Genomic DNA, 26,078 nt, shown 5'->3' on the forward strand with positions numbered 1-26,078 from the left:
TAAAATGCTATTTTTTAGTGCGAAAGATTAAAGAATACTATGGTTTTATTACATACACAAGTGCCAATACTTACAAATAGAATTACAACGTTTTCTAAATATTTACACTCTAAAGAGTACCTTTGTGTACCAACCCATTTTCTAAATTGAGTAAAAAACGTCTATATTTTATTGATGCGGTTCGTGCTTTTGCCATTTTAATGATGTTACAAGGCCATTTTATAGATACATTGTTAGATGTATCTTACAGAGACGAATCTAAAACTGCATTTTGGGTATGGAAGTACTTTAGAGGAATTACTGCCCCAACATTTTTTACTATTTCGGGACTTATTTTTTCTTATTTATTGATGCGCGCAAAAAATAATGGTAATATAGAGCAGCGCATGCGTAAAGGTTGTAATAGAGGTCTTATGCTAATAGGTATTGGTTACTTATTGCGAGTGCCCATTTTTAGATGGTTATCAGGGAGGTTCAATAGTTGTTTTTTAATTGTAGATGTATTGCAATGTATAGGTCTATCCTTGATAATTATTGTGATTATTTATAAATTGACTTGTAAGAAAACCTTAGTGTTTTCAATAGTGATGTTGATGCTGGGCATGTTAGTGTTTTTAACCGAACCCTTATATAGGTATTTAGAGCTACCTAATGTACCCTTAATATTTTCAAATTATTTTACCAAAACAAACGGCTCCATATTTACCATTTTACCATGGTTTGGCTATATGGCATTTGGAGCGTTTATATCTACATTGTTTTATAGGTATTTAGAGCGACCACGTTTTAAATTGGCCATCGTTTCTGGATTTTTTATTTGTGGTTTATTCTTAATTTTTAAATCATCATGGTTATTTAACAGACTATACTTTGCACTCAACATTGAGCTCTTTAAAGATGTTGCTTATTACAATTATCTATTTACCAGGCTTGGTAATGTTTTGGTTTTATTTTCGGTATTCTATCTTCTGGAAAAATATATTAGACAGTCTTTGATCTTAAGAATAGGACAAAAAACCTTGTCAATATATGTCATCCATTTTATTGTTATTTATGGCAGTTTTACTGGTATTGGTTTGCGTCACCTTATAGGAAAAACCCTTACTCCATGGCAGGCCGTAATCGGTGCCCTAGTATTCCTTACATCTGTATGCTTTATTTCGTTTTATTATGCCAGAACAAATGCTTTTGTATATTCTGGGATACGTAAGATTGTGGATAAGATTAAGCGTATTTAATAATCTTCATACCAATCAAAACTTTCTTTAATAATTCTATCTTTTTCGAATTTTAAAAACTCTAAATAAGCCATAGCTACTGGCGAAAGGTTTTTTGATTTTTGCCATACCAAATTCCAGTTACTCACTATTGGCAAATCTTTAAAAGGAATGATCTGCAAATCGTTATTTTTAAGTTCATTTTTAATACCGATCAAGGGCATTATAGATAAACCTAAGCCTGCAACAACAGCCTGTTTTAATGCCTCATTAGAAGTGAGTTGCATTTTTTTCCTGGTAGAAATATTATGACTTGCAATATAAGTTTCCATAGCATTTCTGGTTGCAGATCCATCTTCCCTGTAAATCAAGGGAAAAGTTTCAAATAACTTCTTGGCAGATGCGTTTTTATTTAGTTTTAAGTTGGTACCTCCTACCAAAAACAATTTGTTTTCCATAAGCTCAATACGCTCTAAATTTAATTGATTTGGTATAACGGATACTAAGGCAAAATCAACTTCATTTTTCTCCAGACTATTTACCACACTGCCTTTATTAGTGACATCCATTACTAAATCTACCCCTTTATTTTTATTTATAAAGTCTGATAAAAAATAAGGCATAACATACTTGCCAGTAGAAACAATTGAAATTTTTAAACGTCCTGCAACCTGACCTTTAAACGACATGGTTTTATAATTAATCGCCTGGACCTCGTTAAGTATTTTTTCTGCTGCTTCAGCAATTTCCCAACCAAAATCTGTAACATAAAGCTGTCTACCAACAACTTCTGTTAGTGGAATTGAAAACTGATCCTGAAACTTTTTTAATTGAATTGAAACAGCAGGTTGACTCAAAAACAAGGCTTCAGAAGCCTTTGTAATGCTCTTTAGACGTGTAATTTTTAAAAATATCTGTAACTGATGTAAAGTATAGTTCATAAATAATATTTATACATATGATAAAAAATATATATAAAAATAAATAAATTTTTTGTTTCAACTTTGCATCATGAATAAATTTTATAATTAATAATAGTTTTTAAACATGGCAAGATTAGAATCTAATACTACAATCCAAAGATTAAAAAAAACAAACTCTAAACAATCAGCTTTACGAAGCAAAGTTTGGGCAGCGTTAACTTTATTAGGGATTTCGGGTTTACTAACGCTTTCTTATATGAATGACAATATATTTATAGAACACATAGCTATATGTGGTTTTATAATTTCTTGTATAGCAATTATTAAACTCATGGAAACTCACTAAACATAAAACATTTACTAAATCTAAAAATTATGAAAGACACATTAAAGCAAATAAAAAGTAAGACAGAGCAAAAAATTAATCTGGTTGAAGGGATGTTTAAGCCATCTGAAGCTTCACATATTATAAATGCATTAATTGAACAAAAGATAAACTATCACAAATTACAACGCTTAAGTCTTTGCGAAGGTGATGAAAACTGTGATATTACATACGAGAATGCTCGCATACAAGAATTGATTAAAGAAAAAGAAGTGGCTAAAGAATATATTGATACTGCGAGACGCGAAAACTACGAAATCGTTATTAATGGTACCTTAGACATTACATTTATTAAGAAATAGAGCATTATATATATCTCTAACCAACCCAAATATATAATCTAGAATTTTAATAGTATGGATTTACATCTGTTAGTTGATAATTTAACTAACCCAGCACTCCTGTTCTTTTTTCTGGGGATTATAGCAGTACAACTTAAGAGTGATTTAGAAATACCCCCCAACTCCTCTAAATTTATTTCCTTATATCTTCTATTATCGATAGGATTTAAAGGTGGGCAAGAGCTTTCTCATAGCGACCTAAATTTTGAAATTTTATGGTCGCTTTTATTTGGAGTTCTGCTAGCTGTAGCTGTACCTATTTATTCATATTATATTCTAAGAAGAAAGTTTAGTGTTGCAAATGCAGGTGCTATAGCTGCTTCATACGGCTCAGTTAGTGCAGTAACATTTGTAACAGCTATTTCTTTTTTAGAAATCGAGCAGATCACCTTCGGAGGTCATATGGTCGCTGTTATGGCTTTGATGGAAGCACCATCAATTATCGTCGGTTTACTTTTAATATCCTTTTATGACAAGTACAACCCGGTAAAGATATCCATGAGTAAAGTTGCCAAGCATGCTTTAACTAACGGAAGTGTATTATTAATATTAGGTAGTCTGGTAGTTGGTTTTTTGGCAAGTGAAGAGCAAGCACAAGGTATTAAACCATTTACAACTGACCTATTTAAAGGATTTTTAGCTGTATTTCTATTAGATATGGGAATCACCAGCGGAAAAAAGCTTGGTGCTTTTCTAAAAAAAGGTTGGTTTGCACTAATATTTGCCATCATAGTACCAATCATTAATGGTATAATTGTTGCAATTATTAGCTCTACATTTACTGAAAGCATAGGTAATCGATTGCTTTTCGCCATCTTAGCCGCTAGTGCTTCATACATTGCAGTACCAGCAGCAATGCGTCTGGCAGCACCTAAGGCAAATCCAAGTTTGTACTTGCCAATGGCATTGGCAATAACATTCCCTTTTAATATTACTCTTGGCATGCCTCTATATTTGTGTGTTATCCAAATGTGCTAACCATATCAATTTTTAGTGTATTTTTATGATATATAATTATAGCCATTAACTAATGAAATTAAATATATGGATCTTATGCATGATGTGCCTAGTGTTCGTATCCTGTAATAAAATAGCTGATAAAACTAAGGAAGGTATTAATAAAAGTGGAGAAGTTGTTGGCAAAACAGCTACCGAATTTATTGAAGGTGTATCTGAAGGCGTAGACAAAACACTAGAATGTGAAATAACACTATCAAAAGAGCTAAAAACAAAAGGCTTAAGTAAAGGTGTTTATAACATTGAAGGTCAACCTATTGGAAATAATAATAAACTAACAATATATCTTATATTCAACCAAGATTTTGATAGCGATATTATAGCAAAAGCCTATAATAAAGATGGTCTTGAAATAGGTAGAGCAAAAACAAACATCAGTGGTAAAAAAGATGAAGCTGGGTATTTTAATTTTAAATTTGATGAACTTACAGATATAGGTTTTAGAAATAAAATTACTTTAGAATAAAAAACTTTCTTTACATGAAGTCCTCTACTTTTTATACCAATACACCTATTTAGCTATAAATTATTATAATATGGAGAATGTCATTATCAATTTTTATAAAGCATTTAATAATCTAGATGCTAATACAATGATTTCTTATTATCATGACGATATTATTTTTGAAGATCCTGCATTTGGTGTATTAAAAGGAGACAGGGCTAAAGCAATGTGGCAGATGCTATGTGAATCGCAAAAGGGGAAAGATTTTAAGGTAGAAGCATCAAATATAAAAATTAACGAAAATGAAGGCTCCGCACACTGGGAGGCGTTTTATAACTTCAGTAAAACCGGTAGAAAAGTACATAATAAAATTGATGCCAAATTCAAATTTAAAGATGGTCTAATTATTAGTCATGTGGACAGTTTTAATCTCTATAACTGGTCTAAGCAAGCTTTAGGTTTTAAGGGACTATTATTGGGTAGAACAGGATATTTTAAAAACAAACTGAGGTTACAAACTAATGGGTTGTTAAATAAATACATAGAAAAAAAGCTACCTAGTTAATACTTTAGATAGCCTTTTTTAATAGCAATGTTTCTTTTTAGGGACTTACGAGTTTACTTTATGTTTCATTGCATTATATTAAATACAATTCTTGTGCCAAATTTGCTATATAAATAGGAAAAAACTACCCGTTAAATTAACTATATGCCTTCACTTTTCCCTCAACTCCTTTATAAAAAGCTTTCATAAATCTAAAATCGGCGTCTTTATCATCAGTTGTATAAAACGGTTCGGACACCTTATTTTGTTTATTCTTAAAATCTAATGCAAACATAATAATAGGTACTTTAGCAGTTTTAGCAATGTAATAAAACCCTGTTTTCCATTGCTCTACTTTTTTGCGTGTCCCTTCAGGTGCCAGAGCTAATCTAAATTCTTCTTCTTTATCAAATAATTTTGCAATAGCTTCTACTTTATTTTGCCCAGAGGTTCGGTCTAACGGCTTTCCTCCTACTGCCCTGAAATAATAACCAAAAGGCCAGGTAAATAATTCTTTCTTACCAACAAAATTAGTTTTAACCCTTGTTACTTTTCTCAGCAAAATACCTATATAGAAATCGTGCCAGCTGGTATGCGGTACAGCAATTATTACTGCTTTTTTAATTGTATCTTTTGAAAAATTAGTGTTTCCAACAATTTTCCAGCCCAGAAGTTTAAAGTAAATGAATTTTGCTAACCAATGCATCTTACATTTTTTGGTAGAGCTCTAGCAATTTTTGACGTGTAATTACAGATTTCCAGTTTTTTCCTATGGCATTTTCCCATAAAGGCTCTAAACTTAGAGCTACATCTATCATAGCATTAAATTGGTAGTCGTCTAAATCTGCACACAGACCTTGAGGTAGTTCTATATTATGCTTGGTTTTCATCTTCTTAAACATGGCTACTCCATCAGGATAATATTCTTCTAAATGATCAAAAACAATACAGTTACCAATACCATGTTTAATCCCCAATAAATAACCCAACCCATAGCTCATAGCATGCGCAACACCTACTTGAGAATAAGCTATGCTCATTCCTCCATGCCAAGATGCCATCATTAATTTATCTTGAGCATCTTCTTCAGTTAAATTATCTTCAAGGAAAATTTCTTTACAAAGTTCAAATGCTTTTTCTCCATAACTTTGACTAAATGCATTTAAAAAAGTTCCATTAAGCGATTCTATACAATGCACAAAACAATCCATACCTGTATAGAACCATTGGTCTTTAGGTACGTCTTTGGTCAACTCCGGATCCAAAATAACCTGATCAAATGGCGTATAATCACTATTAATTCCTAGTTTGCGCTCTGGACCTGTCAAAATTGTAGTTCGAGAAACTTCTGCACCAGTACCAGAAATCGTAGGTATACCCACATGATATATGGCAGGGTATTTTACCAAATCCCATCCTTGATAGTCTTTAGATTCACCTTTATTGGTCAACATTAAAGATACAGCCTTAGCAATATCCATTACTATACCGCCACCTATACCAATAATACCAGATGGTAATTCACTATGTTCTAGTATTATATCCTCAACCAATTTGTCAATTTGAGACGTTTTCGGTTCTTCTTTGGTAGGCACGTAAATGATTTTATCCTTGTAAGACAAGGTTATTCTTGAAGTTAACCAGTGATTGCCTTTAAAAACATCATCAACATAAAATATAAATGGTGCATTACGACTCTTGCGCTTAGTTGCAAGTATTTCATCTAGTTGATTGAAACTTCCGCGTCCAAATACAACTCTGGACACCATTGGATAATTCTTATATATCATTTACTCAGTAATCTTTAGCAAAAATAAAAACTTAGTTTATTTATTAGCTTTTAAAATAATTTAATATTTCATTTAAATTTTCTACGGTTCTATATTCTGCGCCATTAGTTTCATTTTTTGCCACTTTTTCGTGTTGCCAAGTGGTATGAAATGGCACATGGATAGCCTCTGCCCCAATATTTATCAAAGGTAAAATGTCAGATTTTAGCGAGTTACCCACCATTAAAAATTCTGATGGTTTTATATCTAAATGCCTTAGAAGCTTATTGTAATTGACTTCTTGCTTTTCACTTAACACTTCAATATGATGAAAATATTGCAATAAACCCGATTTTTCCAGCTTTCGCTCTTGATCTAATAAATCGCCTTTGGTAGCCACAATTAATCTATAATCTTTTGACAAGACTTTAAGTACTTCTTCGACTCCATCAAGCAATTCTATAGGTTTGTTAATCATATCCTTACCTATTTGAAGCATCTTAGCAATAATTTCATTAGAAACTTTCCCATTAGATAATTCTATTGCCAACTCTACCATAGATAATATAAATCCTTTAACTCCATACCCATATGTTGGTAAGTTTTTTATTTCCATCTTAAACAACTCCTGGTCAATTTTATTTGGTGTTTCATAATGCGATAATAACCGACCTGCTTCCTCTTCTGCTTCACGGAAATAGGTTTCATTAACCCATAGCGTATCATCGGCATCAAAGCCAATGACTTTTATATTTTGGTAATCTACTTCCATAGACGTTTTGCGCGTTCTAAATCCTCTGGCGTATCTATTTCTACACCTTGTACTTGGGTTTCTACCATTTTTATACGTTTACCATATTCTAAATAACGGATGCATTCAATTTTCTCTGTGGCTTCAATAAATTGCATACGTAGTACAGTAAAATCTAATAAAGCTTCTTTTCTAAAGGCATATATCCCTTTATGCTTAAAATAACGCGCACCAGCTTCCTTATCTCTTGGAAATGGAATTGGACTACGTGAAAAATACAACGCAAAATTATTTTGGTCTACAATTACCTTAACTGTATTTGGGTTATTGATTTCTTCCCAATCTGTAATTTCTACCATTAAAGATGCTAAATCTATAGATTTATTAACATCATCCTTAAACACTTCCAATACTTTTTGCAAGCTTTCACGTTCTGTAAAAGGCTCATCTCCCTGAACATTTACAACAATATCACAATCTACATCCGCAACAGCCTCAGCTATTCTATCACTACCAGATTCATGTTCTGTTTTGCTCATTATGGCTTTACCTCCATTATTTACAATCTCGTTAAAAATAATTTCACTGTCCGTTACCACATAGACATCACTAAAAAGTTCTGTAGCCACAGTAGCCTCATAAGTTCTCAGAATAACAGATTTCCCTGCCAAGTTCTGCATGAGCTTTCCTGGAAAACGTGATGCACTATAACGTGCTGGTATCATGGATATAATCTTCATGTATTTAATTTATGACCATCTCAAAAATACGGTTTTAGGATGATTTACGGGTTTTGGATTTTAATTTTTTATTAGTCAAAATATATTCCAGAAATTGTTTTCACAATGATGCTCCTAATTTAAAGTATTTTCTGTAAACATATCATCCTTAAAGCCTATTAAATATAGTTTTTCTTTAGCTCTTGTTACAGCTGTATATAGCCATCTTATATAATCTTTATCCATTCCATTGGGCAAATAAGGTTGCTCGACAAAAATGGTGTTCCACTGTCCACCTTGAGATTTATGACATGTAATGGCATATGAAAATTTGACTTGTAGTGCATTAAAAAAAGGGTTGTTTTTCACACCTAAAAAACGCTTATAATTTGAAGTTTCATCTGCGTAATCCTTAGACACTTCCTGATATAATTGATTAGATGCTTCATAGCTTAATGAAGCACTTTCTACCTCAATCGTATTAAGTAACAATACGGTTTCAAAAGGTCGCATACGAGGGTAGTCAACCATTTTTACTTTTACTTCAGCAAATTTAAAACCATAAAGTTCTTTTATGCTAAATATTTCTAACACCTCAATAATATCTCCATTAGCAATAAAGCCCGCTTCTGTTGTTGGTTTAATCCAAAAGTAGTTATTCTTTACTACCATTAAATAATCACCAGCAGACAATTCATTTTCATTGAATAAGATACGTTGCCTAATTTGCTTATTATATTGGTTGGCACGCTTATTACTACGAACAATAATGGCAGTTTCCTCATAACCTTCATTACTATAAGCATCGTTTATTGCGTCCATAATTTCATAACCGTCAACCAGCCTAATAATATCCTTGTAAGGATTAACATTAAACTTAAAACTCTCATAAAAACTAGTTTTTAAAACTTCTCTTAGTTCTGTAGCATTTTCTAAAATGCCCGAGTCTTGTTCTTGTCTAACCACTTCATCAAGTTCTAAGCCTATAACATCTTTATTATAGTTTAGACTCAATTTACTACTATCTAATGCAGGACTAATATCTGACTTTACAGGTGGTAACTGTGCTTTATCACCTATAAGTAATAACTTGCAATTGTGGCCAGAATATACATATTGCATTAAATCATCTAAAAGCGAACCGTTTTCAAATAATTTAGAATCTGATGGTAAGTCTGGTATCATTGAAGCTTCATCTACAATAAACATAGTATTCTTATGCTTATTAGGCTGCATTACAAATTTAACTCCTCCTCCCTTATCTTTTTTTGGGAAATATATCTTTTTATGAATTGTAAAAGCCTCTTTCTTTGAATAATTAGAGATTACTTTAGCAGCTCTTCCAGTTGGAGCAAGCAATACAGCACTTTTTTTAGCTTGCCATAAGTTAGAAACTATAGTGCCAATGATACTTGTTTTACCTGTACCTGCATAACCTTTAAGCAAGTAAATAGAATTAGATGACTTATTAAAGATAAATTCTGATAACTGCATCAACACCATATCTTGTTTAGAGGTTGGTTGAAACGGAAATTTAGATTTTAATAAAGAATAGAATGCAGAAGCATTGGTAATCATACAGAAATAAATATGAAGCAATATAGCATTATTCTGTATTTTGTAATAGATAATTTAATAAGCTTCTTTATTTTTTATTTAGATAGTTTTAACCAACAAAAAAAAATTGTAGATTTGCGAGAGACCTAATTAATAAACTCAAATATGAAAGTAATTATAGCAATTGTAGTTATTATTTTATTAACCATTGCCATTGTTTGGTTAATTGACAAATTTGTACCAAAAAAAATAAAGCCATTTATTCATCTTGTACTTTGGGCATTAATTATTTACTTAGGTTATATAACGTTTATGTCGGTTTACAAAGAAATTCAGTTTAATCAACTTAAAGTAAAACGTTATGAGGTTGTTATAGATCGTTTAATAGATATAAGGGACTCACAAGTTGCCTACAAGGAAGTACATGGTCAGTATGCTGGTGATTTCACCAAACTCATAGATTTTGTTGAAAATGGTAAAGTACCTATTACCCAAAGACGTGACACTTTAGTCTTAGACAAAGAAAGAACACTTGCTTTTGGTGGTGTTGAAACTATGAAAACCATAACTTTAATAGACACTCTAGCTTATTATACTGTTAAAGATTCTGTATTTAAAGGAGATAATCGTTTTAAAAATATGGCTAATGTTGGTGTTGGTAAAGAAGGGGCTAAATTTTCGTTAAAAACAGCAAGATTAGATGATATATCTGTTTTTGAAGTCACTGTAGACAAAGAAATAATTTTACACGACCAAGACAAATATCTGGTTCAAAAAGAAAAACAAGTCGTTTCTGTAGATGGAGTTAACGGACCAACTTTAAAAGTGGGCTCACTAGAAGAAGTTAACACTACAGGTAACTGGCCTAAAAACTATTCAAAAAAAGAGTAAGTTTTGACCAAAAATAATATTAAAGCATTGTCCATTCAAGTAAATTTGAATGGGCTTTCTTTTTGCATTTTAAATAGAACTACAAATACTATTGAGTTTCTAAAGCATATCGCTTTTGAGCAACAACTTACACCTTATAATACACTGAACCGCCTCAAGGAAGAAATGAGTAGTAATACAGTTTTTTCTAATGAGTTTAACTCCGTCATAGTTATTCATCAGAACGAATTGTCAACTCTTATTCCAAAAACATTATATAACGAAAACCATAAAGCAGATTATTTAAAGTTTAACGCTAAAATCTTAAAAACCGATTTTATTACTCACGACGAAATATTAATTAATGATAGCGTCAATGTTTACATACCTTATGTAAATATCAATAACTATATCTTTGAAACTTTTGGCGAGTTTACATATAAGCATTCCTCTACTCTATTAATCGATTCTATTTTACAGAAAGAAGGTATTAAAGACAAAACTATAGTTTATGCACAAGTTAATAGTTCTACAATAGAAGTTTTAGTAATGGATAAAGGACAGCTACAGTTATTTAATATTTTTGAATATCATAGTAAAGAAGATTTCATCTACTATATTTTATTTGTTTTTGAGCAGTTAAAATTAGATGTAGAAACTGTAAAAGTTAAATTGAGTGGTTATATAGAAAAAGACGATGAGTTATATCAAATGCTATATATGTACATAAGACATGTAGACATCATTGATAACGATTTTAACTATACGTTTTCAAAAGCCATTACAGATAAAAATCTTCATCATCAATATTTAATCTTAAACTCTTTTTAATGCGTATCATTTCTGGTTTATATAAAGGCAGAAAAATACAGGCGCCAAAAAAACTACCTGTAAGGCCAACCACAGATATGGCAAAAGAAGCTTTATTTAATATACTTAATAATCAATATTACTTTGATGAGATATCAGTTCTTGATTTGTTCTCTGGTACAGGTAATATAAGTTATGAATTCGCATCAAGAGGAGTAGAACAAATCACAGCTGTAGATACCAACTTTGGGTGTGTAAAGTTTATTAATGAAACAGCAGAAACATTTAAAATGCCCATAAGCACTGTTAAAAGCGATGTGTTTACATTTTTAGACAACTACAATCAAAAACACACGATCATTTTTGCTGATCCTCCCTATAATTTTGAATTAGAACTATTTGAAAAAATTCCAGAATTAGTCTTTAAAAATGAACTGCTAGAAACAGAAGGAACTCTTATCGTTGAACATTCTAAACATACCGACCTAAGTCATTTAGAGCATTATTCGCATTCAAAAAATTATGGCGGAAATGCCTTTAGTTTTTTTGTAAGAAATTGATTAACAGGTTTGTAGGCTAATTCCTAATAAAATATTTTCACTAAATTTATAAGCCTTCGCAGAACTTTTCTGCATTATTTCTACAATTTTATGCACTTCTATTTTTGATATGGTTAATTAAGCTATTAACCAAAACCAAACAATTATGAAAATTTTTAAAAAAGGGATTCTAATTCTATTAACTGCTGTATTTACGTTCAACTTTTCCTATTCGCAAGAAAAAGAAAAAGAGCAACAACCAACAATGTTTGTAGTACACACAGACAACGTAAAGTTTGAAATGATGCCAAAATATGAAGAAATAAGCAAGAAGTTTAAAACCGTATGCGAAGAAAACGATATTAAAGATATGACCTGGACTACTATAAGTGTGGAAGACGGTCGTTATGTTTATGTAAGTCCGATAACAAACATGGCGGATTTAGATAAAAACCCAATGGAGTCTTTAGCAAAAAAGATTGGAGAAGAAGAAATGAAAAAAATGTTTGACGGCATGGACGAGTGCTATGATTCTCATAGTGATGCCATTGTACATTTTATGCCAGAACTATCGTATATGCCTGAAGGCTACAATACTCAAGATAAAAACCAACGAGAGTACCACTTTCTGTATTACTCACCTAAAAATGGTAAAGAAATGAAGGAAGCGATGGCTAAAGTAAAAGAAATGTTTGAAACTAAAGGTGTTAAAAATGGTTATGAAGTATACCATAGCGGATTTGGTAGTGATGAGAATTATTTTATGGTATCTATAGCCGGAACTTCTGATGTAGCTATTGCACAAGGAGGCGAAGAAAATGACAAAATCTTGGGGGACGAAAGAAAAGCTACATTCTGGAATGTTATTAAACTTACCACTAAGTACGACCAGGTAGAAGCTAGTATAAGACCAGATCTGAGTTATTACCCTTCAAACGAATAGGTAAACTTTATTGATAAATAAAACCCTTTACAATTAAAATTGTAAAGGGTTTTTATATTTAAGCAAATCTATAAGCCGAATTCTGTACATTTTCTTTTTAGGAAATGAACTCTTAAAAAGAAAAGCCCTTATCATTTATCTACATTTACTGTTACCAGCAAACTTTAGCTGCCTACCCTCTAACAATCGCGCGTGCACACTCAAACGTTAGTTTACATGACATTGCACCTCATAGAGTTTACCTGATTTCACTACAGCATTACCTGTACATTCTTTCTGTTGCACTTTTCCTAGCCTTACAACTGGTGGCTGTTAACCACTATGATTACACTATGGTGTTCGGACTTTCCTACCCTAAATAAATTTAGAATCGATAAGGCAATCTGCTTTAGGCAAAAGTAATCAAATTGTTAATAACTCCTATTAAATTTTAAGCTTCGCAAATGGCTATTTAGAGGTTATTCTTAAATTTGTAATTCAGTTAATTTTCAATGGAACATTTCGTAGTATCAGCTCGTAAATACAGACCTCAAACCTTTAAGGATGTTGTAGGACAGCAAGCTATTACTAATACTTTACTTAACGCCATCGAAAATAACCACCTAGCCCAAGCCTTATTATTTACAGGACCTCGTGGTGTTGGTAAAACCACCTGTGCACGTATTCTGGCAAAAATGATAAATAGTGATGGCAACACTAGTGAAGACGAAGACTTTGCTTTTAATATTTTTGAGCTAGATGCAGCTTCTAACAATTCAGTTGATGACATAAGAAATTTAACGGATCAGGTTAGAATTCCTCCACAAGTTGGTAAATATAAAGTCTATATTATTGACGAGGTACATATGTTGTCTCAAGCGGCTTTTAATGCCTTTTTAAAGACCCTAGAAGAACCACCGAAACATTGTATATTTATTTTGGCTACAACAGAAAAGCATAAAATTATCCCAACAATTTTATCTCGCTGTCAGATATTTGACTTTAAACGTATTACCGTTTCTGATGCAAAAGAATATCTAAAATATATTGCTAAAGAACAAGACATTATTGCTGAAGACGATGCCTTACATATTATCGCTCAAAAAGCTGATGGTGCAATGCGTGACGCGCTTTCAATTTTTGACCGTGTAGTAAGTTTCTCAGGTAAAAACTTAACACGACAAGCCGTCACAGAAAATCTTAATGTTCTTGATTATGAAACTTACTTTGAAAGTACAGATCTAATCTTAGAGAATAAAATTCCTGAGTTGTTAATACAATTCAATTCTATATTATCTAAGGGGTTTGATGGACATCATTATATAGCTGGCTTAGCATCCCATTTTAGAGATTTAATGGTTTGCAAAAACCAAGCAACTATTGAATTGCTCGAAGTTGGTGAAGAAACCAGGCAAAAGTACGTTGAGCAATGTCTAAAAACGTCTAATTCGTTTTTAATGAAAGGCATTCAACTCGCAAACGACTGTGATCTAAAGTATAAAGCCAGTAAAAATCAACGCCTTCTTGTTGAACTAACACTTATGCAATTAGCCTCTATCACTTATGATGGAGAAAAAAAAAATAGTAAGCATTTCATAATTCCTCCTTCCTACTTTAAGGCTAAAGGTATTACACCTATTCCAATTGAAAAACCAAAAGTCACTCAAGTAGAACAATCGATAACTACGGATAGCAATACAGTTGTTGAAAAAGCACCTATTACAGCTGTCGTAGAACCAAAGCCTGTAACGCTTCCAAAAATATCGATCAGTAACGTAAAAAAATCTACCTCTGGTTTATCCTTAAAAAGCATCAAAGAGAAAAAAGAGCATCAAATCCGTCAACTAGATGTAATCATTGATGAAGAAGATTTGCCAAAAGAACCTGTTACGCAAAAAGCGCTAACAGAAGCCTGGAATACTTATACAACTTCTATGGATAAAAAAGGCGAAAAAATAATGGCTTCTATCTTACAAATGGATCAACCTAAACTAAAGGGTACAGCAATTCATCTCACCTATTCAAATAATACTAATAAGATAGAACTAGAACGCGCCCAATATCCATTATTAGCATATTTACGCAAGACACTTAAAAATTTTGATCTGCATCTCAATGTTACAGTAAATGAAGAAATTGCAAAAAAATATGCATTTACACCACAAGAAAAATATGAGAAGTTGAAAGAAAAAAACCCAAATATTGAATTGCTCAAAAAAACGTTTGGTTTAGACATCTAAAATTATGAAAAAACTATTAGGTCTATTAGTGATTTTAATTATAGGTTTTACGAGCTGTGAAGGTCGCAAAACTCAGGGTCAGGCTTTATCAGAAGATATAGAAGATTTTAAAAATGAAGTGAAAATTGAGAAGGTTATTTACAAACCAGCAAATTATGTGGAACGTGAGGTTGATACACTATTGTACAATGGTTATAGAGTAAAAATAAAAACCTACTCTGACATGGATAATACTGTGCTTTTCACCGAGATAAAGGGCACTGTAAATTATCAAACCTACTATAGAAATTTTAAGTTTGATATTCTTGTCGAAAAAGACGGGAAGCGCATTTATAATGAGCACTTTGACAAAAACAAAATCAATACCCTTTTGGAGTTTAATTCTGCTACTGAGCCTAACAATAAGGATTTTGATAAACTTGGAATTTTAAAATCAATTGAAATTGATGATAATTTATCATTTCCTGATAGAATTAAAATAGACATCATGTACGCTGTTCCAGAAACTGATAGAACTTCACTGTATTCGTTATTTATTAATAAGAAAGGAATTGTTAACGTTGACCGCATAGAAAATAACTAAACATGCTAGGACTAAAACTACCTACAGACCCAAGATGGGTGAACATTGTAGAAAAAAATATTGAAGACATCTTAACAGACCACGCCTATTGTGAACAAAAAGCCGCTAGTACTGCAATTTCTTTAATCGTTAGTTTCCCCGAATACACTGAACTTGTTGAAGAAATGATAGAGCTCGTAAATGAGGAAATGAGTCATTTTAAAATGGTACACGATCTTATTCTAGAACGTGGTTGGATACTAGGCAGAGATCGCAAAGATGATTATGTTATTGCATTACTGAAGTTTTTCCCAAAAGGAGGTAGTAGAACAACACAGTTGGTGCATCGCCTTTTATACGCTGCTTTGATTGAAGCCAGAAGTTGTGAACGCTTTAGATTACTTTCTGAAGAATTAGAAGATAAAAAACTTGCTAAATTCTATAGAAAATTAATGATTAGCGAGGCAAGCCACTATACCATGTTTCTAAATTTTGCACGCCAATATGGAGAACGAGAGAATGTAGACAAAAAGTGGCAACAACTTCTTGATTACGAAGCTGAAATAATGAAAGGGTTAAGTAATAAAGAGACTATTCATGGTTAATTTTATTAACTTTATAATAAATGCTGTACTGATATGAATAAAGTATTACCAACTCTTCTTATTTTTTTATTCTCATTCTTTAGCTTTTCCCAAAATGATTTTATTGGCACTTGGTATCTGGATTATATCGTAAAAGACGGTATTACATTTCCAAATTATTTCAATGATAATCAAGTTTTTGAAATTACATTTACTAATACTGAGAATGGTGTTTTTGAGGATTATTTGAACTTTAGCATGGGACATGGCTGTAATGCTTCTAACGGTATTTATGCTATAAATTCTAACGAAATTACAGTTGATATCTCTGCAACAACGCTTGCGGATTGCTTAACAAGACCACATGCGCAATATGAAGCATTTTTTTTAGATGAGTTTCTTTATCATCAAGTTTCATCAGTTTACACATATTCCATTTCTGGAGATGCTAATGATCAGATATTAACTATGGTGAATCCTGTAGACGGAAATCTATTGGTTTATAAAAAAGAGCAACCGACTACACTTCTAATATCTACTTGGTGGTTGCACCAAATTGATATACCAGGAAACCCAATAATTGATATTCCAACAACCGACTTTCCCAACATAACTTTCACAAATACAGTTAGCAGCTTACCATTTATACCAGAAGCCGATGGCGCCGGCGAGTGTGAAAGTTTCTTTGCAAATTATAATGTCACTTTTAATGGTGCTAACAACATATCTACGAGTGAGTTTGTTCAAACCTTAGCTGGTTGTGCAACAGAATCATATGAAGGTATATACTTTGAAATACTGGGTAATAACACCTCTAATTTTTTTGAATTTGAAATCATCAATAATGGTTCTACATTAATTTTAACCGATTTATTAGGAGCTAAATTGATATTTGGTGATACTACACTATCATTAGATAAATACAATGCTAATAATTTTAAAATTTCAATAACGCAAAACCCTGTAAATAATCAATTGTTTTTAGAAATTGATGACTCAATAATATCTGAGCAAATAAATTACACCATCTATTCAATTGACGGTAAGCGTATAAAATATTCAATTTTAAATAAAAATACTATCACCGTAAGTGAAATGGAACCAGGTATTTACTTTATTAGTTTTACAAATAATAATAAAGTACTAAACACATTGAAATTTATAAAAAAATAAAGCCTCAACATTCGTCAAGACTTTCAATTTTATTATATAAGATAGTAATTTTTATATCTTAATACCAAAACCAAATTGCATAACATGGTTTTTGGCTTCAGCATCTGTGAAATCTTCATCTAATATATTGCTTAAACCGTAAGAAAATCTAGCATCTACAAATAGCTCACTTGTAATCATGTATTCTGCCCCAACCACACCAGAAAATGCAAAGGTTGAAAAAGCATCATTATTTTTCCAGGTTTTTAATGAAATTTGAGGTCCAGCACCAAAGGATAAACGATCAGATACAGATAATTTAAGCATAATAGGTAAATGTAAATAATCTGCTCTAATACTTTCGTCTTTTCCACCTTCGGCAGACCACTGCAATTCTGTATGCAAGGATAGCTCTTCAGAAAAACCAAACTCAACAAAGCCTGCAAAAGCAAAACCGTTACGATGTTTGTTTTCGAAAGTAGAATCTGGATCAAAGTCCAGGTTCGAAATATTTAGTGCTCCTCTAACACCATATTTTATCTCTTGTGCCGAACCAATTAAGGTCACAAGTATAAATATAGAAGCAAGTAAAAACTTTTTCATAATCATAAATTTGAGATAGCGAATATAATTTTTAATTATAAACTACACATTAATTTACCGTTTTTTGTATGAAAAACCCGATTAACGATAGTATCAATAAATCATATTTATACTGTTACACTAGATACAGTTTCGTGATAAATACTTTTTATAATTCCATCGGAAAGACCAATTTTTGGAACATATATATCTTTTGCACCACTCCATTTCATTGCCGATAAATATATTCGCGTGGCAGGAATAATAACATCAGCCCTGTCTTGATTAAGGTTTAGTTTAGTGATACGCTCTTCGTACGAATAGTTTTGTAACATTTTATAGTAGCTGGTTAAATAGAAGTAGGTTAACGGTTTACCTATATCCTTACCCGATATTTTAAAGATCTTATTAATGTTTCCACCAGAACCTATGAGCTCAATTTTATAATATTGTTTTGTATTATCTTTTATCCACCGTTCGAGCTCTTGCCATGTTTCGCTTTTAACAATATCATTTAATAATCTTACAGTACCTATTCTAAAAGATTTAGATTTAATTTTTTCTCCATTATTAATAATGGAAAATTCAGTACTACCGCCTCCTACATCTACATACAGATAGGTTTTATTTGGGTCAATAAATCTGTTTAAATCTGTTTCTGCAATTATTGCAGCTTCTTCTTCACCACCAATAATATCGATATTTATACCACAGACTTTTGATATTTTGTTGGTAAGTGCTATACTGTTTTTGGCTTCTCGCATTGCAGAAGTTGCACAAGCTTTATAGCGCACCACTCCATGCGATTTCATTAATAAACTAAAGGCCTTCATGGTGTCTATCATTCTCACTTGATTATATTCAGATATATCACCATGAATAAAAACATCTGCTCCTAACCTAATTGGAACTCTGACCAAAGAGTTTTTCTTAAAAACGACAGGTTCTCCCTCTTGTTCTATAATATTAGATATTAACAATCTAACTGCATTAGAACCAATATCTATAGCTGCATATTTCTGAATTTTCAGCATATTATTTTTATAATTTATTTGCGTAATAGTTATAGGTATCGAATTGTGCTCTCACTTTGGGTAACTCATTTCTTCTATAGGTGTTATTTTGTGTTTCATTAATTACCCTAGCCTTTACGTTATCGTTCCAACAAATATCATATAGACGCTGCAACTCTTGTTTTATATCTTTATCATAAATTGGACAACTTACTTCTACTCTATTATCTATGTTTCTTGTCATCCAGTCAGCAGATGAAATATAAATTTTTGGATCTTCGTTATTACAGAAAATGTAAAGTCGTGTATGTTCTAAAAATTTATCAATAATACTTATAATTTCGATATTCTCACTCATACCTTTAACACCTGGAACTAAACAGCATAAACCTCTAATAATCATCTGTATTTTTACACCGGCTCTACTGGCCTCATAGAGCTTATCTACCATCTTATAGCTACTTATACTATTCATTTTTAACTTAATATAGGCAGGTCTACCGTTTTTGGCATTATTGATTTCATCATCAATTAATGCAAAAAGCTTTGTTTTGGTATAATGTGGTGAAGTGATAATATGTTTATATCTGTTTACCTTGTAATTCACTTCAAAAAAGTTAAAGACTTTATTAACATCTTTTAAAATTTTAGGATTTGCTGTAAACAAAGTAAAATCCGTGTACAACTTGGCTGTAGATTCATTAAAGTTTCCCGTACTGATAAAACCGTAACGCACTAATTTGTCATTCTCTTCACGCTCAATAACGCACATTTTGCAGTGTACCTTTAAACCTGGTACACCAAATAGCATATTTACTCCTGCATCTTGCATTTGTTCTGCATAATTGATATTAGCTTCTTCATCAAAACGTGCTCTAAGCTCAATAGAAACAGTAACTTTCTTTCCATTTTTGGCAGCGTTTATCAATGAGCTTGCAACGTGCGAAATTTGTGCCAACCTATAGATAGTAATTTTAATGGTCTTAACCTTTGGATCTAATGCGGCTTCTCTTAAAAACTTAACCACATAAGAAAAAGTATGATAAGGTGTATATACCAAATAGTCTTTCTTAGCAATGGTTTTAAATATACTCTCCTCAAAACTTAACCCTTTAACAGGTAGTGGCTTTATTTTTTTGTAGAGTAAATCATTACGACCCAAACTTGGAAAACCCATATAATCTCTTCGGTTATGATAACGTCCACCAGGTATCATACTATCTTTTGAATCAATCTCCATACGTTCTAAAAGAAAATTTAGAGTATCATCATCAATACTTTTATCATAAACAAAACGTACAGGATCACCACTTTTTCTATCCTTTACACTTTCAGATAGTTTATCTATAAAGCTTTTACTTAAATCGCTATCAAAATCGAGTTCGCCATCTCGTGTAATCTTAACCATATGGGCAGATATACTATCGTAATTAAAAATATTAAAGATATCATCTAAGCAATAACGTAAAAGGTCATCGACCATAATAATAAAACTAGAATCGCCTTTTTTTGGTAATACAATAAAACGATCCATTGCTTTTGATATTTCAATAAGTGCGTATTGGTTAGAGCCATTGGAGTTAGACATCTTCACAGTTAAATAGCCAGAACTATCTTTAAGTTCTGGTAAATCCAGATCTTCACTTAAGAAAATGACGACCAAAGCAGGACTAACCTCTTGATAAAAATAATTTTTAATAAAATCGTGTTGATCTTCATCTATTTCAGTCTCATTGATTATGAAAATATTCTCTTTTTCCAGCTCATTTTCAATACCGTTCAAAATCTCTACGCTCTCACTTTGCTGTTCTATAACAACTTTAGTAATCTCTTCGAGTAATTCTTCAGCTTTTATACCTCCTAATTCGCTTTTACCTCCTTTACCAGCATCATAGATCCGTTTTACAGTAGCATATCTTACTTTAAAAAACTCATCTAGGTTATTAGAGAAAATACCTAAAAATCGTAAACGTTCTATTAATGGAACATTTTTATCTGCAGCTTCTTGCAATACACGTGCATTAAACTGCAACCAACTTAGCTCCCTATTTATGTATACATTTTTGTCTTTGGTCATTTTTTTAGTTCTCTTGGTATAATTATAAATTCTGTATGGCCTTGTTTTAAATCTTGCCAATTGCTAATCTCAAAATTAAGCTTTACTAAACCACTTGTAGGGAGATTATCAATAAATTTGTCACCAAATATATTAGTAATTGAGGTAAATGCATGGTTGTGTCCAAAAATCATAATTTCGTCAATTTCATTAGGCAAGTTTTTTAAAAAATTTACAACATTATCACCTCCAAAATCATATAAGCTATCATCAATTTCTATAAAGTTTTCTGACAAATTAAATGCTTCGATAAAAATCTTACAGGTTTCTAATGCTCTTATTGCTGGACTCGAAAAGATTTTTTTTGGCACTGAATTACTCATAATGAATTGATTCGCAACTAACTTTGCATCCTTTTCACCTCTTGATTTTAGAGGCCTTTCTATATCTGAGACATCATATTCCCATGATGATTTTCCATGTCTAACTAGTGTAACTGTTTTCATATAATTTCGATTAAATGCATTTTTTTTCGATAAAATGTTGCATATTTCCGTTTTAACGATTATTTTGCCGCTTTAACTCTAATGTTTGTATAAAACTTTGGTTATAAGTTCTTTTGTTTATGTAAAATTAATGTAAATGACCCCAAATCAAAAATATATTAATCCATTCAAGATTTCATTTGCGTTAATAATACTTCCCTCTATTTTTTTGCAATTAACAAAACTTAGGATGTTGCTAAAATTTTAAATGGCATTTAATATTGCTTATTTGAGAATATTAAGTCATTGTTAGATTTAGTAGCAACTTCTTGGACATTATATGTTATTATGTACAGTATGAGAAACAAATACAATTGTATTTCAGGCGTAAGTATAACTAAGACTATATTATTAGTTTTTTTAGTCATACTTCCAAATGTGCTACTAGCACAACAATCACCATCTATTCAAACTGGTGTAACCTTTCAGTGGTCAGATACGCAGGCTAACAATAGCCAATCAGCTACTATTCAATCTGTTACCATAGATGGGACAGTATATAATACGTTTGTAGTACCTACTAGTTATGAAATGACTAGATTGGGACCTGACGGTAATACTCGGAATAATATAAGACTAAATGGTGGAACCGTAGTCACAAATAGTGGTGCAGCAAACTGGGTATCTAGTGCTACTACAGCATTTCAAAGTAAAAACTTGAACCATTACTTCGAAGCAAGTTCTAATGGTAGAGATATTTGTTCAAATTTTTCTGCAGCATTAACTACAGATGCTCAGAAACAAACTATTTTTTTCAGCCCTGCTATTCCTTCAAACGAAGGAGGTGTAATTGCTGTCACCGAAAGAGGTGGTAATAATTGTTTCTACATAGAGATCTGGGGAATACCTGCAGGCGGAGGTGTTGAACAAAAACTTGGTGAAACATTTGTTCGTAATTCTGGAAATTATAGGAATTGTAATTTTGGCCCACCTGTTTCTGGATCCGATTATTGGCAATCTGGGCGCTGTAATGAAAATGGACAAACCATTGGTATTGGACTATTTTATTTAGATGATATAGCACCTACAGGTTCAAACATAACCAGGATAGAATTTATCGCAGCCACAAGAGATCATGGTGACGGTAAATTTTTCATTTTACAGAAATATGCTGTTGATCAACAAAATATAAACTGTATTGACACTAAATACAGTGGAGATCTAAGTGTAAATAATAATGTACCAAATAACTCAACTTATAGCTTAATATCTGGCCCAACACCTGCTGGACAATCGTTTACTTTAAATCCAGATGGAACATATAGTTATGTACCATCTAATGGCTTTACCGGAGATGTGATGTTTGAATATGAAGTATGCTTACCAGCTCCAAATACTTCAGTGTGCGATAGCGCTATTGCAACTATAAGTTTTGTGGATTTACCACCTGTGCCTGAGGCAAGTATTAGCTGTAGCTCTAATAGCGATGACTTTACAATATCTGTAACCAATCCATTAGGTGTAGAATTTGAATATTCCATTAATAATGGTCCTTACCAAAGTTCACCAGATTTTAATAATTTATCTGAAGGCTCATACACTATATCAACGAGAAGTACATTTACAACATGTGAAAACATTAATAATACTCCATTTGTTCTAGATAATTTAGAATTAACAGGAATAGTTACAGATGTACTATGTAATCCTGATAATTCTGGATCAATTGACATTACAGTATCTGGTGGTGAACCTCCTTATACCTATGCATGGAGTAACTCTTCTACTAATGAAGACATAACAAATAGTGCTGCAGGTACATATACGGTAACTGTAACGGATGTTAATGGTTGTAGTATATCAGATGATTTTACAATTACTCAACCAACAGAAGAATTAACATCTGTAATTAGCTCAACTACTGACGTATTATGCAACGGAGATAATACTGGCGCTATAGATTTAACTATTTCTGGTGGTACAGCACCTTACACAGTATTATGGAACAATGGCTCATCTGATCAAGATATCTCTGACTTAATTGCTGGTGATTATGATGTTACTATTACTGATGCTAACGGTTGTATAATAACAAATCAGGCAACCATTACTCAACCTGCAGAAGCTTTATCTGCCAATGTAACTAATATTACCAATGTAGATTGTAACGGAAACTCATCTGGAAGTATTACAGTTGAAGCCTCTAATGGAAACAGTCCGTATTTGTATTCTATTGATAATGGTGCTACTTCTCAAGCTAGTGGGCTTTTTGAAAATTTATCAGCTGGTGTTTATACTATTCTAGTAACCGATAATAATAATTGTACGACTACAGTTCAAGCGACTATTACAGAACCTAATGCACTTGACGTATCAATAGCTAATATAAATAATGTAGATTGCTCGGGTGAAGCTACTGGTGATATTACCATTTCTACTACTGGAGGTACGCAACCATATACTTATTCGTGGAGTAATTCTGCTATTAGTCAAAATTTAACTGATGTTTTAGCTGGTTCATATACAGTAACAGTTACCGATGCTAATGGATGTACTGTATCTGGAAGTGCAACAATTTCTGAACCAGCAAGTCCATTAGGCTTAAACATAAGTAAAGTTGATGCCAATACAGCTCAAGGCTGCACAAATGGTGAAGCAACAGCTGATGTTACTGGTGGAACTGCACCTTATACATATTTATGGAGTGCTTCAGCAAATAATCAAACAACTGCGATTGCTACCAACCTTCCTGTTGGTTCTCACTCCGTAACCGTAACAGATGCTAATGGTTGTGAACTTACTCAAAGTATTGTCATTATTTGCGTAAATACTTGTGATGCAGAAATTTCAATAAGTAACATTATTAATGTTCTTTGTGTTGGTGATGCAACTGGTTCTGGTACTATATCAGCAAATTCTAATGCTAATCCTGGAGCCACGTTCACATTTACCTGGAGTAATGGTCAGGTGGATACAGGTGTTACCTCTAGTACATTAGCTAATGTCACAGCTGGTGTATACGATGTTAGTGTAACTATAGATGGTACAGTCTGTCAATCTGTTGAAGAAACAATTTCTATTACTGAACCAACTAATGCTTTAAACGTAACAGCAACTTCTACTGACGAACTTGGTCCTAATACCAATGATGGAACTGCTAGCGCAACAGCAACTGGTGGTGTAGAGCCATATACATACTTATGGTCACCAAATGGTGAAATCACTCAAGATATATCAGGCCTATCAGCAGGTTCATACATGGTTACAGTAACCGACGCTAATGGATGTACAGCTACAGCAACAGTAACAGTCAATCCTGGAACTTGTAATAATCTATCAATCTCTGGAACTTCAACTCCAGTTGTATGTAATGGTGAAAGTAACGGTAGTGTGACAGCTATTGTTTCAAATGGTACTGGCCCATTCACTTATGCTTGGAATACCTTACCAAATACATCATCAAGTGTTTCTAATTTGCCTGCAGGAAGCTATACAGTAACAGTTACAGATCAAACAACATTGTGTACACAGAGTACAACTATAACAGTAAATGAACCTAATGCATTAAGCACTGGTATAGCAGTAATAAATATCTTATGTAAAGGAGATAACACTGGTTCTGTTGATTTAACAGTAAATGGAGGTACTTCACCTTACACGTATTTATGGAATACAGGAGATACAACCGAAGATCTAATTAATATAGTTGCGGGCACATACTCTGTAACAGTGACTGATGCAAATGGGTGTACTACAACTAATCAATCTACTGTTCAAGAACCAGTTGATGATCTTACTGGTTCAATTACACAAGTAAAGAATGTTGAATGTTTAGGTGAAAGTACAGGTAGTATAACTGCTGAAGGTTCTGGAGGAATTCCACCTTATACGTATTCAATTGATAATGGTGCTACTTCTCAAGCTAGTGGGCTTTTTGAAAACTTAGCCGCTGGAAGCTATACTATTTTAATCACTGATGCTAATGGATGTACTTTTAATGTAAACGAAACTATTGATACAGACGACACAGAAAGTCCAGAGATCACTGTTCCTTCTGCTATAATTATTGAAGGCTGTTCAACTTCTGATATTACAAGTTCAAATGCCATATTTGCTTATAGTGATATGCAATCTGGAGATGTGAAAACAATTTTCGCTTCTAATCCAGATTATAATGCTACGGATGATTTCAATATCGGAAGTATAACCTATATAGATGTTATTACATCTACTAATAATTGTCCAATTACAGTATTAAGAACATTCACAATTACAGATAATTGCGATAATACGGCTACAGCAAATCAAACTATTACTGTTGAAGATACAACACCACCTGTACTAACATTACCTGCGGATATCACTATTGAGTGTACCGAGGATGAGTCTTCTGCTAATACTGGTGTGGCTACTGCTACAGATACTTGTGGTACAGTGACTATTACTCAGTCTGATGTAGAGACTGCCGCTTGTGGTAATACAAAAACTATCGTTAGAACTTGGACTGCTACTGATGAATGTGGTAATGCAACTTCGGCAAATCAAACTATTACTGTTGAAGATACAACACCACCTGTACTAACATTACCTGCGGA

25 protein-coding genes and 1 other RNA gene are annotated in these 26,078 nt (G+C 32.4%); 15 read left to right on the plus strand and 11 right to left on the minus strand.

The features are described 5' to 3' along the window. Positions 1–146: 146 nt before the first annotated feature. On the plus strand, positions 147–1,238 hold the full coding sequence (locus tag Q0912_RS16385) for a heparan-alpha-glucosaminide N-acetyltransferase domain-containing protein (protein ID WP_299117121.1): 1,092 nt from the start codon (positions 147–149) through the stop codon (positions 1,236–1,238). Here the strand turns inward: Q0912_RS16385 and Q0912_RS16390 are convergent. Beyond that, positions 1,235–2,158: a LysR family transcriptional regulator gene (locus Q0912_RS16390; protein WP_299117123.1), complete on the minus strand. Its 924-nt coding sequence runs from the start codon at positions 2,156–2,158 to the stop codon at positions 1,235–1,237. The two genes, Q0912_RS16385 and Q0912_RS16390, sit on opposite strands and share 4 nt — an antisense overlap. A gap of 106 nt (positions 2,159–2,264) precedes the next feature. On the opposite strand from Q0912_RS16390, the gene Q0912_RS16395 reads away from it, so the two are divergent. From Q0912_RS16395 to Q0912_RS16415, 5 genes are all read left to right on the plus strand, one after another. Further along, entirely contained in the window at positions 2,265–2,486 is a 222-nt protein-coding gene (locus tag Q0912_RS16395) for a hypothetical protein (RefSeq protein WP_299117127.1), read from the plus strand. Between the two features lie 29 nt (positions 2,487–2,515). Further along, positions 2,516–2,827: a hypothetical protein gene (locus Q0912_RS16400; protein WP_299117129.1), complete on the plus strand. Its 312-nt coding sequence runs from the start codon at positions 2,516–2,518 to the stop codon at positions 2,825–2,827. Between the two features lie 54 nt (positions 2,828–2,881). After that, positions 2,882–3,844, plus strand: coding sequence for a sodium-dependent bicarbonate transport family permease (locus tag Q0912_RS16405; protein WP_299117131.1), 963 nt, complete (start codon positions 2,882–2,884; stop codon positions 3,842–3,844). A 52-nt stretch (positions 3,845–3,896) separates the two neighbouring features. Then, positions 3,897–4,349, plus strand: coding sequence for a hypothetical protein (locus tag Q0912_RS16410; RefSeq protein WP_299117133.1), 453 nt, complete (start codon positions 3,897–3,899; stop codon positions 4,347–4,349). Between the two features lie 70 nt (positions 4,350–4,419). Beyond that, positions 4,420–4,893, plus strand: coding sequence for a nuclear transport factor 2 family protein (locus Q0912_RS16415; RefSeq protein WP_299117135.1), 474 nt, complete (start codon positions 4,420–4,422; stop codon positions 4,891–4,893). 136 nt (positions 4,894–5,029) lie between these two features. On the opposite strand, the gene Q0912_RS16420 is transcribed toward Q0912_RS16415, so the two are convergent. From Q0912_RS16420 to Q0912_RS16440, 5 genes are all read right to left on the minus strand, one after another. Beyond that, complete coding sequence (locus tag Q0912_RS16420) at positions 5,030–5,578, minus strand: 1-acyl-sn-glycerol-3-phosphate acyltransferase (RefSeq protein ID WP_299117138.1); 549 nt, start codon at positions 5,576–5,578, stop codon at positions 5,030–5,032. A 1-nt stretch (position 5,579) separates the two neighbouring features. After that, on the minus strand, positions 5,580–6,662 hold the full coding sequence (locus Q0912_RS16425) for an iron-containing alcohol dehydrogenase family protein (RefSeq protein WP_299117140.1): 1,083 nt from the start codon (positions 6,660–6,662) through the stop codon (positions 5,580–5,582). Positions 6,663–6,705: 43 nt separating this feature from the next. After that, a complete protein-coding gene (locus Q0912_RS16430) occupies positions 6,706–7,413 on the minus strand; it encodes an HAD family hydrolase (RefSeq protein WP_299117142.1) in 708 nt (235 codons plus the stop codon). Then, complete coding sequence (gene kdsB, locus Q0912_RS16435; RefSeq protein WP_299117144.1) at positions 7,404–8,132, minus strand: 3-deoxy-manno-octulosonate cytidylyltransferase; 729 nt, start codon at positions 8,130–8,132, stop codon at positions 7,404–7,406. The genes Q0912_RS16430 and kdsB overlap by 10 nt, the downstream gene beginning before the upstream one ends. A 114-nt stretch (positions 8,133–8,246) precedes the next feature. Continuing rightward, positions 8,247–9,689 carry an AAA family ATPase gene (locus Q0912_RS16440; protein WP_299117146.1) on the minus strand — a complete coding sequence of 481 codons (1,443 nt, stop codon included), beginning with the start codon at positions 9,687–9,689 and terminating at the stop codon, positions 8,247–8,249. Positions 9,690–9,833: 144 nt separating this feature from the next. Here Q0912_RS16440 and Q0912_RS16445 point away from each other — a divergent pair, with 144 nt between their 5' ends. The 4 genes from Q0912_RS16445 to Q0912_RS16460 all read left to right on the plus strand — a co-directional run bounded on the left by Q0912_RS16445 (position 9,834) and on the right by Q0912_RS16460 (position 12,830). Beyond that, positions 9,834–10,559 carry a hypothetical protein gene (locus Q0912_RS16445; protein ID WP_299117148.1) on the plus strand — a complete coding sequence of 242 codons (726 nt, stop codon included), beginning with the start codon at positions 9,834–9,836 and terminating at the stop codon, positions 10,557–10,559. A 3-nt stretch (positions 10,560–10,562) separates the two neighbouring features. Next, a complete protein-coding gene (locus tag Q0912_RS16450) occupies positions 10,563–11,369 on the plus strand; it encodes a DUF3822 family protein (RefSeq protein WP_299117150.1) in 807 nt (268 codons plus the stop codon). Further along, the gene (rsmD, locus tag Q0912_RS16455) at positions 11,369–11,908 is read left to right on the plus strand and encodes a 16S rRNA (guanine(966)-N(2))-methyltransferase RsmD (protein WP_299117152.1); all 540 of its coding nucleotides are present in this window, start codon (positions 11,369–11,371) and stop codon (positions 11,906–11,908) included. Before Q0912_RS16450 ends, rsmD begins: the two co-directional genes overlap by 1 nt. A gap of 145 nt (positions 11,909–12,053) precedes the next feature. Then, entirely contained in the window at positions 12,054–12,830 is a 777-nt protein-coding gene (locus Q0912_RS16460) for a hypothetical protein (protein ID WP_299117154.1), read from the plus strand. Between the two features lie 55 nt (positions 12,831–12,885). Here the strand turns inward: Q0912_RS16460 and rnpB are convergent. Then, positions 12,886–13,220: RNase P RNA component class A (gene rnpB / locus Q0912_RS16465), an RNA gene on the minus strand. 101 nt (positions 13,221–13,321) lie between these two features. Here rnpB and dnaX point away from each other — a divergent pair. The 4 genes from dnaX to Q0912_RS16485 are packed head-to-tail and all read left to right on the plus strand — an operon-like array spanning position 13,322 to position 17,368. Then, positions 13,322–15,049 (plus strand): DNA polymerase III subunit gamma/tau, encoded by a 1,728-nt coding sequence (gene dnaX, locus Q0912_RS16470; RefSeq protein WP_299117156.1) that lies wholly within the window; start codon positions 13,322–13,324, stop codon positions 15,047–15,049. Positions 15,050–15,053: 4 nt separating this feature from the next. Next, a complete protein-coding gene (locus Q0912_RS16475; protein WP_299117158.1) occupies positions 15,054–15,632 on the plus strand; it encodes a hypothetical protein in 579 nt (192 codons plus the stop codon). A 2-nt stretch (positions 15,633–15,634) separates the two neighbouring features. Next, positions 15,635–16,216, plus strand: coding sequence for a tRNA-(ms[2]io[6]A)-hydroxylase (locus Q0912_RS16480; RefSeq protein ID WP_299117160.1), 582 nt, complete (start codon positions 15,635–15,637; stop codon positions 16,214–16,216). A 33-nt stretch (positions 16,217–16,249) separates the two neighbouring features. Then, the gene (locus Q0912_RS16485) at positions 16,250–17,368 is read left to right on the plus strand and encodes a T9SS type A sorting domain-containing protein (RefSeq protein ID WP_299117162.1); all 1,119 of its coding nucleotides are present in this window, start codon (positions 16,250–16,252) and stop codon (positions 17,366–17,368) included. A gap of 51 nt (positions 17,369–17,419) precedes the next feature. Here Q0912_RS16485 and Q0912_RS16490 read toward each other — a convergent pair whose 3' ends face one another. The 4 genes from Q0912_RS16490 to Q0912_RS16505 form a co-directional block, all read right to left on the minus strand. Next, entirely contained in the window at positions 17,420–17,950 is a 531-nt protein-coding gene (locus tag Q0912_RS16490) for a porin family protein (protein WP_299117164.1), read from the minus strand. A gap of 107 nt (positions 17,951–18,057) precedes the next feature. Continuing rightward, the gene (locus tag Q0912_RS16495) at positions 18,058–18,963 is read right to left on the minus strand and encodes a rod shape-determining protein (protein WP_299117166.1); all 906 of its coding nucleotides are present in this window, start codon (positions 18,961–18,963) and stop codon (positions 18,058–18,060) included. Positions 18,964–18,970: 7 nt separating this feature from the next. After that, positions 18,971–21,019, minus strand: coding sequence for a polyphosphate kinase 1 (ppk1, locus tag Q0912_RS16500; RefSeq protein WP_299117168.1), 2,049 nt, complete (start codon positions 21,017–21,019; stop codon positions 18,971–18,973). Beyond that, entirely contained in the window at positions 21,016–21,504 is a 489-nt protein-coding gene (locus Q0912_RS16505) for a histidine phosphatase family protein (protein ID WP_299117170.1), read from the minus strand. Before Q0912_RS16505 ends, ppk1 begins: the two co-directional genes overlap by 4 nt. A 336-nt stretch (positions 21,505–21,840) precedes the next feature. On the opposite strand from Q0912_RS16505, the gene Q0912_RS16510 reads away from it, so the two are divergent. Next, a partial coding sequence (locus tag Q0912_RS16510; protein ID WP_299117172.1) for an Ig-like domain-containing protein occupies positions 21,841–26,078 on the plus strand: 4,238 nt, incomplete at its 3' end.

Source organism: uncultured Winogradskyella sp., assembly GCF_947498345.1.
GTDB lineage: Bacteria > Bacteroidota > Bacteroidia > Flavobacteriales > Flavobacteriaceae > Winogradskyella.